This is a genomic window from Phormidium tenue FACHB-1052 (assembly GCF_014696675.1).
GTDB lineage: Bacteria > Cyanobacteriota > Cyanobacteriia > Phormidesmidales > Phormidesmidaceae > Nodosilinea > Nodosilinea tenuis_A.
The window spans coordinates 60,356-76,539 of the sequence record NZ_JACJQN010000018.1 but is presented as its reverse complement, the minus strand read 5'-3'; the positions used below and the strand labels follow the sequence as shown (position 1 = coordinate 76,539).

Annotated in this window: 4 protein-coding genes; 2 read left to right on the top strand and 2 right to left on the bottom strand. The window is 57.5% G+C overall.

Annotated features, from left to right (window positions below; all coding sequences use genetic code 11):
* Window positions 1–13 precede the first annotated feature (13 nt).
* Window positions 14–526 (top strand): NADPH-dependent FMN reductase, encoded by a 513-nt coding sequence (locus tag H6G07_RS21305; protein WP_084173541.1) that lies wholly within the window; start codon window positions 14–16, stop codon window positions 524–526.
* A gap of 11 nt (window positions 527–537) precedes the next feature.
* Here the strand turns inward: H6G07_RS21305 and H6G07_RS21300 are convergent, their stop codons facing one another.
* Window positions 538–9,462 (bottom strand): tandem-95 repeat protein, encoded by an 8,925-nt coding sequence (locus H6G07_RS21300; RefSeq protein WP_277882100.1) that lies wholly within the window; start codon window positions 9,460–9,462, stop codon window positions 538–540.
* Window positions 9,463–9,981: 519 nt separating this feature from the next.
* On the opposite strand from H6G07_RS21300, the gene H6G07_RS21295 reads away from it, so the two are divergent.
* Window positions 9,982–13,641, top strand: a complete 3,660-nt coding sequence (locus H6G07_RS21295) for a helix-turn-helix domain-containing protein (protein WP_073610567.1) — start codon at window positions 9,982–9,984, stop codon at window positions 13,639–13,641.
* 7 nt (window positions 13,642–13,648) lie between these two features.
* Here H6G07_RS21295 and H6G07_RS21290 read toward each other — a convergent pair whose 3' ends face one another.
* The gene (locus H6G07_RS21290) at window positions 13,649–16,150 is read right to left on the bottom strand and encodes a ligase-associated DNA damage response DEXH box helicase (protein WP_084173543.1); all 2,502 of its coding nucleotides are present in this window, start codon (window positions 16,148–16,150) and stop codon (window positions 13,649–13,651) included.
* Window positions 16,151–16,184 lie beyond the last annotated feature (34 nt).

The following is a 16,184-nucleotide window of genomic DNA, read 5'->3' as shown; positions in this document are numbered from 1 at the left end:
CCTTTTGAGAACCATGTTGATCTTATCTGCCACCAACGGTAAAAACCTGGATCTGGCCCACGCCTTTGCCGCCGAAGCCACCAACAACGGGGTAGCCGCAGAGGTCATTAGCTTGCCTGAGTTGCAGATACCGCTTTACGACTCTCTGGGGAACAGCAGTGCTGGCGATGGACTGCTCAAGCTGGCCCAAGCCATGCGGCAACACAAGAGCCTAGTCATCTGCGCCCCCGAGTACAACGGCTCCATTCCCCCAGTTCTAAGCAATGCGATCGCCTGGCTCTCGGTCAGCACCGACGACTTTCGGGCATTGTTCAACTCGCGGCCCGTGGCCTTGGCTACCCACAGCGGCGGCGGTGGGCAAAAAGTCATGCTGGCTATTCGGCAGCAGCTCTCGCACCTGGGCTGTACGGTGCTGGGCCGCGAGGTGCAAAGCAACTCGCAAAAGGCGGCCAATCCCGAGGCGATCGCCGCCCTCGTCAGCCAGCTCGCCGCCCTCGAATCATCCTACGAGGGCGCGACTGTATAGGTGAATCTCACCTACAGGATGGAGAGAGCATTGAGGTCGCCACTGTACCCAGTGATCTCGATGATGGCATCTCGACTGGCACTAAACCCACTCGTAGTGTCGTTGAGGGCAACGAAGGTGCGCTCATCAGTGCCTGTGCCCAGGGTGAACGTGGCTGCTCCCTTGGTTTTGAACAAGCTACTGGTCAGCACAGCGCCAATGGCCTCTTGAGTGAGGGCGCTCACTGCACCGGCCTTGACCACACTGGCGGCACTGACGGCGTAGGGGCCATCTAGCACATCCTCGCCAATGGATAGGTCGAAGATGCGATCGAAGCTCGCCAGCAGAGATTGATTCAGGGCAGCGTACTGGAACGTATCACCGCCGCTGCCGCCGGTTAGGCGATCGCCGCCAGCCGCCCCCACCAGCAAATCGTCACCATCGCCACCAAGGAGAATGTCTCTGCCAGCCCCGCCGTTGAGACCGTCGTTCCCGGCTTGACCGCTGAGATAGCGAGGGGTGGTACTAGTGGCAGCGAGCACGGTGTCGTCGTCTGCCGTTCCAGGCTGGATATCGACGGTGAGGCTGGCAGCCGCTCCGGTATTTCCCGCGATATCGGTGGCGGTAGCGTTGAACGCCACCAGCCCAGTGATATCAGGAGTCCAGGTTGTTGACCACTGACCGGCGCTGTCGGCGATCGCGGTGGCGATCGCCGTACCGGTTGGTAAACCGCTGTAAAGGTTGACCCTGCTGTTGGCCTCCACCGTACCTGCTAGGGTGACTGCATTGGGTTCGCCGTACTGGCCGGTGGCGGTAAAGGTCAGGGTTGGCTTGGTCGGGGCAACGGTATCCAGGATAAAGTCTAAGGCCGAAACCTCAGAGAGGTTGCCCGCGACATCGGTTTGCCGCACGAGGGTGCTCTTGACCCCGCTGCCGGTGAGGGTAAAGCTAGTTCCCTTACCCGTTGTCCAGGTGGTGCCGCCGTTGGTGCTGTACTGCCAGGTGCCACTGGTTTCTAGCCCCAGCACATTGACCACTCCAGACCTGGTGATGCCGTCATCGCCAGCGCTACCGCTGTCGGTGGCCAGGGCCAGGGTGGGCGCGATCGGTCCAGTGGTATCGAGGGTGAAGTTAAAGGTGGCAGAATTGACTGAGGTGTTACCGGCCAGATCCGTCTGTCGCACCACGGCGCTCTTGAGGCCGTCTTCGGCCAGCGCGAAGCTGGTGCCAACGCCCTCGATCCAACTGGTGCCCGCATCAGTGCTGTACTGCCAGGTGGCACCAGCCTCCAAACGAGAGACATTGACAATGCCGGTTTTGGTGATTTTGTCTGAGGTGGAACGCCCAGAGTCAGTGGCCAGGGCCAGGATGGGTGTTGCGACCACAGTGTCTAGGGTGAAGGTTAAAGGTTCTGACTGAAGGGAGACATTGCCCGCGACATCGGTTTGCCGCACAATGGCGCTCTTGACCCCGCTGCCGGTGAGGGTAAAGCTAGTTCCCTTACCCGTTGTCCAGGTGGTGCCGCCGTTGGTGCTGTACTGCCAGGTGCCACTGGTTTCTAGTCCCAGCACATTGACCACTCCAGACCTGGTGATGCCGTCATCGCCAGCGCTACCGCTGTCGGTGGCCAGGGTCAGGGTGGGCGCGATCGGCCCAGTAGTATCGAGGGTGAAGTTAAAGGCGGCAGAATTGACTGAGGTGTTACCGGCCAGATCAGTCTGTCGCACGATGGCACTCTTGAAGCCGTCTTCGGTCAGCGCAAAGCTGGTGCCAACGCCCTCGACCCAACTGGTGCCCGCATCGGTACTGTACTGCCAGGTGGCACCGGCCTCCAAACGAGAGACATTGACAATGCCAGTTTTAGTGATTTTGTCTGAGGTAGAGCGCCCAGAATCTGTGGCCAGCGATAGCCCCGGGGCAGACACTTTAGTGTCGAGGGTAAAGATAAAGGGATCTGAGTTCAGGGAGGTGTTGCCACCTACGGTTTGGCGTGTGATCACACTTTTCACCCCATCGCCGCTCACCGAGAAACTGGTGCCTTGGCCGTTTACCCAAGTGGTGCCGTTATTGAAGCTATACTGCCAGGCCGAATTGGGTTCTAGCCCAGACACATTGACAACCTTGGAGTTGGTGATCAGGTCAGAATTGGAGCTGCCAGAATCCACCGTCAGCGACAGCAGGGGCGGCGCAATGTCGGGGGTGTCGATGAGGGTAAAGGACTGGCTGGCGGCCACTGAGCCGCCGTTGCCATCGATCACCGTGTAGGTGAGGGCAACCAGGCCGTTAAAGTCGGTGTTGGGGGTAAAGGTATAGGTGCCATCCCCCTGATCGAGCAGGCTGCCGTTGGTGGCGCTGAGGTCGGCGATCGCCAGAGGGTCGCCATCCCCATCGCTAAAGCCCGCCAGTAGATCAGCCGCACTTAGACTATAGGGCGTGTCTTCTATGCCATTGGCCAAGCTGGCGGTAGCGGTGCCAGTGGGGGCATCGTTGACGTTGTTAATAGTGAGAGCAAATACCTCACTGGAGGAGTCTTGACCATCGGAGGCCGTTACTTCAATGGATAGGAGACCCACATCAGCCTGGGTTGGGGTGCCGCTGAAGGTGCGGGTGGTGGGGTCAAAGCTAATCCAGGCAGGCAGGTCGGCCCCATCGGCCAGCTTGGCGCTATAGGTAATGGGGACTGTGCCCATAAAGCCATCGTCTGGGTCAACCGCCTCGAAGAACGAGAAACTAAACGGTTCATCCTCATTGACGGTTGGGGCAATGCCTAGATAGGGGAGCGGCGCGTCATTCACCGGATTGACCAAAATTGACACCGTATTGCTGCTGGCGGCCCCGGTATCGAGGTTAGACACCATGACTTGCAGGGTAACGGTGCCGTTATAGTCGCTGTTGGGATAGAAAGAGAGTCCTTCGAGGGCCGTATTGATGGCAGCCAACGTTCCCCTGAAGGAACTGCCGTCCTCAGAAACATAGTCCAGGCCACTGGTATTGCCCAGATAGAATGAGCCAGCGCTGCGCTGCAAATAAACCCGGAAGAGAGAAGAGCTGGAATCGCTATCGGTCAGCGTGATGGCGTTGCCCGTGGCGCTGCTAAAGACAAGAGCACTGTCCTCAGCAATGGTTTGCTGAGCCGGTGCTGTAATAACGGTTGGATCATCTATGGATGCAACGGCGATTTGAAATACCTGGAATGCTTCCAGCCCAGACGGATCAGTAGCCGTGACTTTAATATCGAGGGTTGTCAGGTTGGCTTCGTTGGGGGTGCCGCTGAAGGTGCGGGTGGTGGGGTCGAATGTGAGCCAGCTGGGCAGCGCGCTGCCATTGGCCAGGGTGGCGGTGTAGGCCAGGGGATCGTTCTCTGGATCGGTAAACCCATTGGTCGGCAGCGCAAAACTAAACGGGGCATCTTCGATCGCCGTTTGATTGGCAATCGTGCTGCCCACCAGAGGTCTATCGTTGATCGGGGTGATGGTGATGCCAGCGGTATCGCTCTGCCCACTAAAGGCAGTCCGCACGGTGTCGCCGTTGAGCCTGACTAGAGCAAACTGGCGATCGCCGTTGAACACCGCCGTCTGATAGCTGTAGCCGCCCAGCAGAATGTCGCCATCCGCGCTGATTTGAATGCCGCGAGCAAAATCTAGTGCACTGCTGCTGAGGCTGCTGATGGGAACGGTGGTGATACCGTTAGTGCCAAAGCTGCTGTCTAAACTGCCGTTGGCGTTGAGGCGCACGGCGGCAAAATCAAAGTTAGGCTGGCTAGGGCTGCCGTTGTTGGCGCTGAGGCCGAGCACAATTTTGCCGTCTTCTGCCACCTGGAGGTCATTGAGGTAAAGGTAAGTGAGGTCGTTGATTGCTAAACGCTGCTTGCCCACCGTGCCGAAGGTGCTATCGAGGGTGCCGTTGCTGTGGTAGCGATAGAGGGTGGCCTGGAAGCCGTTGGAGTAACCTGCGGTAGCCCCCACCAGAAATTTGCCATCGGCCAGGGCAGTGACGCGAATGCTGCTGAGGTCGTCATTCACAAAGACGCGATCGCCCACCAGCAGTTTGCCGTCGCCATCGAAGCTGGTATCGAGGCTACCGTCGCTGTTGAACCGGGCCAGCCCCAGGGTTTGGCCGCTAGGGCCGTTGTAGAACCCAGCAACCAGCAGTTTGCCGTCGGTAGTCGGAGTGACGCTGCGGGCCGAGTCGAACCCAGAGGCCAGGGTGGTAGTGGCCAACCCATCGTTGCTAAAGCTGGTGTCGAGGCTGCCGTCGCTGTTGTAGCGCACCACCGCGAACCCTGCGTTTTGCAGGTCACCGACGGCAACGAGCTTGCCGTCGCCCAGCACCGCTGAATCGTAGACATAGCTGTTGTTGCCCAGGGGCGTAACAACTTTGCCATCGCCATCAAAGCTGGTGTCGAGGCTGCCCGCCGCTGTCAGTTTAGCGACGGCAAAGTTAAAGCCCGACCCGGCGTAGGCAATGCCCGTTACCAAAATGCTGCCATCGCTGAGGCTGTGCACCTTTTGAATTTGGTCGTTGGCGAAGGGGGCCAGGTCAACGATCGCCTTGCCGTTGGTGCCAAAGCTGGTGTCGAGGCTGCCGTCGCTGTTGAACCGGGCCAGGGCGCTGCTGCGGTAGCTGCCGGAGGGGTGAACGTAGCCTGCCACAATGGTTTTGCCGTCAGACTGGATGGCGATCGCATTGGCAATGTCCATGCCGTTGGTGAAGTCGGCGGTGGCGATGCCGCTGCTGCCAAAGCTGGTGTCGAGGCTGCCTGCCCCAGTGCTCAGGGCGGAGTAGGTGCCGCTGCTGCCCAGGGTTTGATCCCAGGCGCGGAAGCTGAAGGTGGCGGTGCCGCTGTAGTCGGCGTTGGGGATGAAGCGCAGGCGGGCGGTTTCATCCAGCAGCAGCACTTTGCCAGCGTTAGCTCCGGCGAAATCGATCGCGGTCCAGGTGCCGCCGCTGAGCTGGTACTGCCAGGTGCCGTGGGTGTTGTCTACGGCAGAAATGGCGATCGCCTCGGGGGCGACCCCGGCCACATCGACATCGGTGATGGAGCCGTTGACCACAATGTCTGCCACGGTGTTGCCCGCTGAATCGAGGGTGTCTTCGGCGATCGCCGTTAGCCCAGGCGCAAAGGTGGGGTTGAGGCTGGGGGCATCGTTGGTGTTGGCGATCGCTACGGTTTGGGTGGCGGCGACTGAGCCACCGTTGCCATCGACGACGCTGTAGCTGAGGGTAATGGGGCCGTTGAAGTTGGCGGCGGGGGTGAGGGTGTAGGTGCCGTTGCCGTTGTTGACTAGGGTGCCGGTGTTGGCGCTGAGGTTGGCGATCGCTAGGGTGTTGCTCTCTACATCGCTGAAGCCGACTAGGAGATCGGCGGTGTTGATGAGGTAGGGTTGGTCTTCGGTGCCGGGGGTGAGGGTGGCGGTGGCGGTGCCGGTGGGAGCATCGTTGACGGGGGTTACCGTGAGGGTAAAGGTTTCGGTGGTGGAAAGTTCACCATCGGTGGCCGTAATGCGAATGGCCAGGTTGCCGTTGAAGTTTTGGGGAGGCGTGCCGCTAAAGGTTGCTCCATCGAAGTTGAGCCAATCTGGGATGGCTTCACCGGTTTCTAGTGTGGCGGTATAAGTGAGGGCGTCGCCATCTGGGTCACTAAAGGTATTAGCGGGGATGGTTAACGTAAATGGGGCATCTTCGGTGGTAAGTGCATCAGCTAGTGGCACCAGTACTGTGGGGGCATTGTTAGCGATGTCTACGACCCAAAGTTCTGGGCCATTAGTGCCATTATCGGCAGAGATGTAGAGCTTGCCGTTGTCGTAGCCCAGAATGGCGACATTGGAACTAGCCGTTCCAGGGTTAAAATCTTGCACCAATACCGGATTGCCAGTGGTGGGGTCAATCTTCCACAACTCAGCGCCATTGGTGCTGTTGTAGGCCCCGAAGTAGAGCGTCCCGTTGACGTTCGTTAGAGAGTTGGGATAAGAAGAGCCACCGCCCGATTCGATTTCAATCAGCACCGGATTGCCGGTAGCGGGGTCAATCTTCCACAACTCATAGCCGTTGGTGCCATTGTAGGCCCGGAAGTAGAGCGTCCCGTTGACGTTGGTTAGTAGTTCGGGAGAAGAAGAGCCACTGCCCGATTCGATATCGGTGACCTGCACCGAATTGCCGGTGGCGAGGTCAACCTTCCACAAATCGGTGCCATTAGTGCTGTTGTAGGCCCCGAAGTAGAGCGTCCCGTTGACGTTGGTTAGAGAGTAGGGAGAAGAAGAGCCACTGCCTGGTGCAATGTCGGTGACCCGCACCGGATTGCCAGTGTTGGGGTCAATCTTCCACAACTCAGCGCCATTGGTGCTGTTGTAGGCCCCGAAGTAGAGCGTCCCGTTGACGTTGGTTAGAGAGTAGGGAGAAGAAGAGCCACTGCCCGATTCGATATCGGTGACCCGCACCGGATTGCCGGTGGTGGAGTCGATCTTCCACAACTCAGCGCCATTGGTGCTGTTGTAGGCCCCGAAGTAGAGCGTCCCATTGACGTTGGTTAGAGAGTAGGGAGAAGAAGAGCCACTGCCCGATTCGATATCGGTGACCCGCACCGGGTTGCCGGTGGTGGAGTCGATCTTCCACAACTCAGCGCCATTGGTGCTGTTGTAGGCCCCGAAGTAGAGCGTCCCGTTGACGTTGGTTAGAGAGTTGGGAGAAGAAGAGCCACTGCCCGATTCGATTTCAAGCAGTACTGGATTGCCGGTAGCGGGGTCAATCTTCCACAACTCATAGCCATTGGTGCTGTTGTAGGCCCCGAAGTAGAGCGTCCCGTTGACGTTCGTTAGAGAGTAGGGAGAAGAAGAGCTACTGCCTGGTGCAATGTCGGTGACCCGCACCGGATTGCCGGTGGTGGAGTCAATCTTCCACAACTCAGTGCCATTGGTGCTGTTGTAGGCACTGAAGTAGAGCATCCCATTGATATTTGTTAGCTGGTTGGGAAAAGACCCGAGGTTACGGGTGTTAATGTCTGCCACTAGCACCGGATTGCCGGTAGCGGGGTCAATCTTCCACAACTCGTAGCCGTTGGTGCTGTTGTAGGCCCCGAAGTAGAGCGTCCCGTTGACGTTGGTTAGAGAGTTGGGAGAAGAAGAGCCACTGCCCGATTCAATTTCAAGCAGTACTGGATTGCCGGTAGCGGGGTCAATCTTCCACAACTCGTAGCCATTGGTGCTGTTGTAGGCCCCGAAGTAGATCGTCCCGTTGACGTTGGTTAGAGAGTTGGGAGAAGAAGAGCCACTGCCCGATGCGATTTCAAGCAGCACCGGATTGCCAGTGGTGGGGTCAATCTTCCACAACTCAGCGCCATTGGTGCTATTCGTGGCACGAAAGTAGAGCGTCCCATTGACGTTGGTTAGAGAGTAGGGAGAAGAAGAGCCAGTACCTGGTGCAATGTCGGTGACCCGCGCCGGGTTGCCGGTGGTGGAGTCGATCTTCCACAACTCGGTGCCATTGGTGCTGTTTGTGGCACTGAAGTAGAGCGTTCCGTTGACGTTCGTTAGATAGTTGGGAGAAGAGGAACCAATGCCCGATGCGATTTCCAGCAGCACCGGATTGCCAGTGGTAGGGTCAATCTTCCATAACTCGTTGCCATTGGTGCTGTTGTAGGCACCGAAGTAGAGCGTCCCGTTGACGTTCGTTAGAGAGTAGGGAGAAGAAGAGCCAGTGCCCGGTGCGATGTCGGTGACCCGCACCGGATTGCCAGTGGTGGGGTCAATCTTCCACAACTCATAGCCGTTGGTGCTGTTTGTAGCATTGAAGTAGAGCGTCCCGTTGACATTGGTTAGAGCGTAGGGAGAAGAAGAGCTACTGCCCGATTCGATTTCAAGCAGCACAGGACTGCCAGTGGCGGGGTCTATCTTCCACAACTCCCTACCATTGGTGCTGTTTGTAGCACTGAGGTAGAGCGTCCCGTTGACGTTCGTTAGATAGTTGGGAGAAGAGGAACCAATGCCCGATGCGATTTCCAGCAGCACCGGATTGCCAGTGGTAGGGTCAATCTTCCATAACTCGTTGCCATTGGTGCTGTTGTAGGCACCGAAGTAGAGCGTCCCGTTGACGTTCGTTAGAGAGTAGGGAGAAGAAGAGCCACTGCCCGATTCGATTTCAAGCAGCACTGGATTGCCGGTAGCGGGGTCAATCTTCCACAACTCATAGCCGTTGGTGCTATTCGTGGCACGAAAGTAGAGCGTCCCATTGACGTTGGTTAGCAGGTCGGGAGAAGAAGAGCCACTGCCCGATTCGATTTCAAGCAGCACCGGATTGCCGGTAGCGGGGTCAATCTTCCACAACTCATAGCCGTTGGTACTGTTGTAGGCCCGGAAGTAGAGCGTCCCGTTGACGTCAGTAAACGACTGGGGAGAAGAGCCATCAGTCCCTAAGTTGAGGTTGTATTGCACCGGCTCAGCATTCAGCGTGCCAGCATACTGCTCTAGCACCACTGGGGTAAACGCCAGCGCAACAGGGGTCATGGCCCCATCTAGCTCCCAACGCCCACCCAGGGCGGGGTTGCCCACCCGGGTAGTGGCAGCTGCAACGTTGGCCCCGGTTAGCTCGCTCAACCGCTGCACAAACTGCCGCCCGATCGCCCCTTGGGCCACCTCACAGCCATAGATCAGCAGCGCAGCCTCCGGAGCTAGGGCGGCCGCCCAACCCCTAACTTCTTCTGCATACCAATCCACTGTGTCCAGACTCAGATCCACAATGCTAAACCGCATCTCCCCCGGCTTGCCGTGGGTCACAATGTGGATAGCAGCCAGGTTGTGTCGCTGGGCCAAAACAGCGCTAATCTGCTGCACGCCATCTTTCCCTGAAGCCAGTAATACCGCCTCAACCCCCGTCCGCACTCCTGCCATCAGCAGGGCTGTGTCTGTTACCGAGGGGTCAATAAAGACAATTTCTCGGTCAGCCTCAGGCTGAGCACTATGCATCGAAACCACGGACGGAGGTTGAGTCAGCATTGAAGCCATAGGAAGACAAAGTTTGTATAAAGGTGAATCGAAAGTGGGAACCTAGAGATAGGCCCAAGCCTGCCCGTTGGGCAAGCCCAGTTAGCCCGTCAGTGTTTTTGCTGAATAAAGCCTCGGTTCCTTAGTTTTGATAGATGCGGACGGTCTAAGTCAGTAAATTTATGGAAAGGAGTATCCGTTATTGCCCTGAGACATCCTCAAGATACTGAACTCCCTTGAGCCATAGCAGTCGGCAAAGTCAGATAAAAGTCAGATGAAGGTCAGACAGGTTGTAAGTTGGAGCCGTAGAAACCCCTTAGAATCCTGAAAAACTGAGCGATTTTTCCGAGGAAATAGCCTCAAATCACTTCATTTAAAGCGAGAAAAGTTATTGCCGAATAGTTAGGTAGACAAGGGCGATCGCCCCTGAAATCCACTAAAACTTCATAACTGTCAGAAATTCATTACTTATTCTTTAAAGCCACTTAAGTACTTTCCCTTATGACCGCAGAAGAGGCCTTAGCACTACTGGATAGTGTTTTGAACTTAGACCCCTTATCGAAGGTTCAAAAGCTAGTCTTTATCCACGCTTGGGATGGGCTGGCCTACGATGCGATCGCCCGTGCTACCGGCTATGACACCGGCTATATAAAAGATGTCGGGGCCAAGCTGTGGCGGCAGCTGTCGGAGGGGCTAGGGGAACCGATTACCAAGTTCAACTTTCGTGTTGTTCTCCAACGCTATCAGCCGCAGCTCCTCGCCAATGCGGCCTCAGCTTCACCGACTGAGACCTCGCTATCGCCTCACCAAGACTGGGGCGAAGCGGTAGATGTGCTCAACTTCTATGGTCGTACCCAGGAGCTGGAGCTGCTGGGTGAGTGGTTGACCGAGGAGCATTGTCGCCAGGTAGCGATTTTAGGCATGGGCGGGGTGGGCAAAACCTCGCTCTCGGTTAAATTGGCCGAGCAGGTGCAGCACGACTACCAGTGCTTATTTTGGCGATCGCTGCGCGATGCGCCTCCCCTCGAAGACTTTCTGGCCACCCTGCTACAGTTTTTGGCCCAGGGCAAAGACCTGGCCCTGCCCGACTCTCAGGGGGCGAGGCTCTCGCTGCTGATCGACTCGCTGCGCACGGCGCGCTGCCTAATTGTTCTGGACAATTTTGACGCGCTGTTTGAGCCGGGGCAGCGATCGGGCACCTACCGCGACGGCTACCAGGGCTATGGCGACCTACTGCACCGCATCGGTGAAACTCGGCACCAAAGCTGTCTAGTGATTACCAGTCGTGAAAAACCTCGAGAAATAGGCCTGCTACAGGGAGAAGAGACCCCCGTGCGGGTGCTGGCGTTGCCCGGCCTCGCCCCTGTAGACGCCACACCTCTGCTGACCACCAAGGGCGTGAAAGGCTCTGAGCAAGAGCTGGGTGAGCTGATCGACCGCTACCAGGGCAACCCACTGGCGCTCAAAATTACGGCCACCTCCATTTGCGACCTGTTTAACGGCGACATTCCCAAGTTTTTGGCCCAAGATATTGCGGTCTTTAACGGCATTCGCCACCTGCTGCGGCACCAAATTGAGCGGATTTCGGCCCTGGAGGCCACGGTGATGTTTTGGCTGGCCATCAACCGCATGCCGGTGATGATTTCCGAACTGTTGCCGGACATTGTGCCCTCGGTGCCGGCCTCGGCGCTGCTAGAGGCGCTGGAGTCGTTGCGGGGGCGATCGCTGATTGAGCAAACCTCCCAGGGGTTTACCCAACAGCCCGTCGTGATGGAGTACGTCACCAGCGAGCTGATCGCTCACCTCAGTACTGAGCTAGCTAATCCAGGCACGACGATGCCGTTTCTCAAGCGGTTTGCCGTCCTCAAAGCCACCGCCAAAGACTACGTACGCGAGAGCCAGGTACACGTCATTGTCGAGCTACTGGTGCAGCAGGCGATCGCCCAGCTGGGCAGCCAGCAGCAGCTCATTGATCAGCTCTTGCAGCTCCTGCGAGAACTCCGACACCAGAGCGGCGGCACCTCGGGCTATGCCATCGGCAACTTGATCAATCTGCTCACCCACCTGGAGGTTGACCTAACGGCCTTTGATCTCTCCCGCTGCCAGGTGCGCCAGGCTTACCTAGCTGAAGCCAAGCTGCAAGACGTCAGTCTCGCCTTTGCCGATGTCACCCAGTCTGTTTTTGCCGAAACCTTTGGCGGTATTTCCTGCACGGCCTACCGTGCCGATGGCAGGTGGTTGGCCACCAGCGATACCAGTGGCGAAGTCCACATTTGGGATATTCCCACCTACAAACAGGTCAGTACGTTCAAGGCTGACACGGTTTGGACCTGGACCGTGGCCTTTGCGCCCCCGACTCTTCAGCGGGAGGGGAACCCGGTAATTTTAGCGACCGCTGGCGACGATCGCTTGGTTAAGCTATGGCACGCCGAAACCGGGCAATGCTTACAGACGCTGAAGGGGCACACCAACACGATCAATGCCCTCGCCTTTAGCCCTCAGGGAAACATTCTGGCTAGCGGCAGCCAAGATGCTACCGTTCGCCTGTGGCAGCTGGATGCTCCCCAGGCAGAATCTGCACCCTGCCTGGTGCTGGATCAGCACCAGGGGCGGGTTTGGGCCGTGGCTTTTAGCCCCGATGGCGAGTCCCTTGTCAGCGCATCAGAGGACTGTACCCTCAAGGTTTGGAACCTGGACACCCAGCGGTGCGATCGTACCCTGGCGGGCCACCGAGCCTGGATCAAAGCTGTCGCCGTTAGCCCCAGTGGCAAGTACGTGGCCAGCGGCAGCTTTAGCGGCACCATCAAACTTTGGGATTTTTACACTGGAGACTGTCTGCACAGCTGGCAGGCCCACCCCTCTACCGTCACGGCCCTGGCCTTTAGCCCCGATGGGGCTCTTTTGGCCAGCTCTAGCTACGACCAAACGGTCAAGGCCTGGCAGGTCTCCTCGGGCAAGTGCGTCCGAACCCTGAGAGAACACCACAACCGCGTCTGGTCGGTGGCGTTTAGCCCCGATGGGCAGCAGTTAGCCAGCGGCGGCGATGACCACGCCGCCCGAATTTGGGACCTTAAAACAGACCGCTGTGCCAAAACCTGGAAGGGGCACACCAACAGCATCTTGTCCTTGGCCATCGAACCGGATAGTCAATGGCTGGCTACCGGCCACGAAGACCAGACCATCAAACTGTGGCATCCAGAGACGGGCAAGGTGATGCAGACCCTCCATGGCCACAGCAATCGGGTATGGTCGGTGATGTTTGCGCCAGCAACTGCGGCCTACGCAACCCGGACTACGCTGCTAGCCAGCGGCAGCGGCGATCGCACCATCAAGCTGTGGGACACGCAAACCGGCCACTGCCTAACCACCCTCAAGGGACACACCAGCTGGGTTTGGTCTGTGGCCTTTCATCCCCATCAGCCGTGGCTGGCCAGCGGCAGCTACGACCAAACCGTGAAGCTGTGGAATCTAGACACCGGGCACTGCTTCCGTACCCTCGATGCCCACACCGCGCCAGTGGTGTCTGTCACCTTTAGCGCCAATGGACAGTGGCTGGCCAGCAGCAGCTTTGACCAAACCATTCGGCTGTACGAAGCCCAGTCGGGCCAATGTGTTCGAGTGCTCAATGGGCACGAAAACAGCGTGTGGATCATCCAACTGAGTGCCAACGGGCAGTACCTGGCCAGCGGCAGCTATGACCAGACTGTCAAACTCTGGGATCTCAGCACTGGGTTGTGCCGTCAGACCTTTACCGGACATACAGGCCCCGTAGTATCCCTGGCCTTTAGCCAAGCGGAGCGTCACGTGATCAGCGGCAGCTTTGACAACACCATCAAGATTTGGGATATCGAAACAGGCGATTGCATTCAGACCCTTCAGGGCCATGGTGGCCTGGTTTCTGCGATCGCCCTACCGCCTGCGGCAGCCCCCGCCCACAGCCCTCAAAACACCGCCACGTCCCCTGGGCAGCCAACCTTTTGGAGCGGCAGTTTTGATGAAACAATCAAACAGTGGCACCTAGAAACCCAAACCTGCCTCCAAACCTGCCGCACCCCCCGCCCCTACGATGGCCTAAACATTACTGGAGTCAGCGGGCTGACCGACACCCAAAAAATAACGCTCAAATCCCTTGGTGCGATCGAAGCCGCCGTGGCGCGCTAGTGGCTGTCTACCGCTTGTCCCACTGCTCCTTCATGCGCTGGATACGCTCCAGCAGCGTCTCGTTCGACATGCGAGAGTTTAAGCGCTCTACCAGCAGCGGAAAGGCTAAGGGCGAGGGACGCTTAGTGTCCTTCCACACGACCGATCGCTGGTCTAGCCGACTGAGCGTCTTGGCCAAGCGGTGCGTCTCTAGCTGGTCTTGCAGCACCTCCCGCTCGGCCTGCTTTAGCAGCAGATTGTCTGGCTCATATTTGGTGAATACTTCGTACAGCAGCGATGTGCTGACTTGAAGCTGGCTCGACGTTTTGCGCGACCCCGGATAGCCCTTAAACACCAGCCCTGCCACCTGGGCCATACCACGAAACTTGCGCTGGGTCAGCTCTGAAATGTTGAGGCTAGCGCGAATGTCATTCTCCAAATTCTCTAGACTAAAGAAGTCGCTAGAGAATAGATCTTGATAGGGATATCCCTTGGGGCCAAGAATTTCAAAGCCGTAGTCGTTGACCGAAATGGTGAAGGTCGCCGTCTTTTGCTTAGCAAACCGATAGCCCCAGAGAAACCCTAGCCCTTCGTGGACAAAGCGGCCCTCAAAAGGAAACACGTAGAGGTGCTGGCCCTCGCGAGTTTTGCAGCTTTCTACTAATAATTCATCAGCGCTGGGCAGTGTTGAGAGGCGCTGCTGGGCTTCGAGAATAGGCTTAATGGTGAGAATTTCGTCGTTGGCGAGGGCAATGTTGTGGTCAACGGCTAGGGGTGGTGCATCGCTGCGCGGATGCACCCTACGGTTATCATTGTCGTTGGCGAGAAAGGATCGCACCCGCTCCACTTCACGGCGTAAATGGTGGCTGAGCGTATCCGAAATTGCTAGCTGCCCTCCACCCCAGGTGGGGGTCACGGTCGATTTTTTGCGGGTGCTCTTAACGTAGAGCACCATGTCCTTCATTTGAAAATACTCCAGCTGCCGCCCCGCGAAAAAGAATACATCCCCCTGCTTCAACCGCGATACAAAAGACTCTTCTACAGTGCCAATTTCTTTGCGGTTGGTGTAGACAATTTTGATCGGCGTGTTGGAGGTGATGGTGCCAATGCCCATGCGGTGAATGCGGGCTAATTTTGCGTCACTAATTTTGAAAAGTCCGTCTTCTCGCACCACTTTTTTGTAGCGAGGATAGGCTCCTAGGCACTGGCCCCCGTTTTCAATAAAATCCAAAATCCACTGGTATTCTTCGTCGGTGAGGTCGGCATAGGCGACGGTTTGACGCAAATTTTCTAGAGCCTTTTGCGGCTCAAACCCATCGCCGCAGGCTAGGGTAACTAGGTGCTGCACCAGCACATCGTAGGGCTTGTACTGGGGGCGACGGGTTTCCATATCGCCCAGTTCTAACCCCCGGCGAAAGGCAGAGATTTCGAGCAGTTCCAAGGCGTTGGTGGGCAAAAAGAACACTTCTGAAGTGCCTTCGGGCACGTGGGCACTGCGCCCCGCCCGCTGTAGCAGTCGCGCCAGATTCTTGGCGCTACCGATCTGCACCACTCGCTCCACCGGCTGAAAATCGACGCCCAGATCCAGCGATGACGTACACACCACCCACTTGATGTCGCCAGATTTCACCCCAGCCTCGATCGCCTCTCGCTCTTTGACATTGATCGAGCCGTGGTGCAGGGCAATGCGATCGGCCTCCTCTGGCAGGGCAAAGTTTAGCGCCTGGTACCAGCGCTCGGCCTGGTTGCGGGTGTTGGTAAAAATCAGCGTGGATTTTTCAATGTCCAGCGCTTCTATCAGGGTTTCAAACATGCGCAGCCCCAGGTGCCCCGCCCAAGGAAAGGTATCTACCGACTCGGGGCGAATGCTTTTGATCACCGTGTCGCGCTTCAGATTTGAGCGAATGATCATGGGCTTTGTGCTGAGACCCACAGCGGTTTGAGCCGCTTCTTCCAAATTTCCTAGGGTGGCTGAGATTGCCCAGGTGCGTAGGGTGGGTTGGAGCGATCGCAGATGCCCCAAACACAGCTCGGCCTGGGTGCCCCGCTTCGAACTCATCAGCTCGTGCCACTCATCCAGCACCACTGCCTGCAAATTGCTAAACCGCTTGGCCTCGTCTTTGTAAGACAGCATCACCGCTAGCGACTCCGGCGTGGTGATGAGAATGTTGGGCATATTCTTCATCTGCTTGGTCTTGCGGGCCGAGCTGGTATCTCCGGTGCGCGACTCGACGGTAATGCCCCAGCCCATCGACTCGATCGGGGCTTTGATCGCTTGCTCAATATCGCGCGACAGGGCGCGCAGAGGGGTGATATAGAGCAACTGCAAGCCTACGGCGGGGGTGGCGATCAGCTCGGCGATCGCTCCCATCACCGCTGCATAGGTTTTGCCCGACCCGGTAGGCACCTGCACCAGCCCGCTGCGTCCATCAAGATAAGCAGCCCAGGTTTCAGCCTGAAAGGTGAGAGGCTGCCAGCCACGGGTGGCGAAGTATTGGGTAATAGGAACAAGGCGCGGGTTAGATGTCACAGGGCTGGTTGAAGATGTCGGCATCATTCCAGTG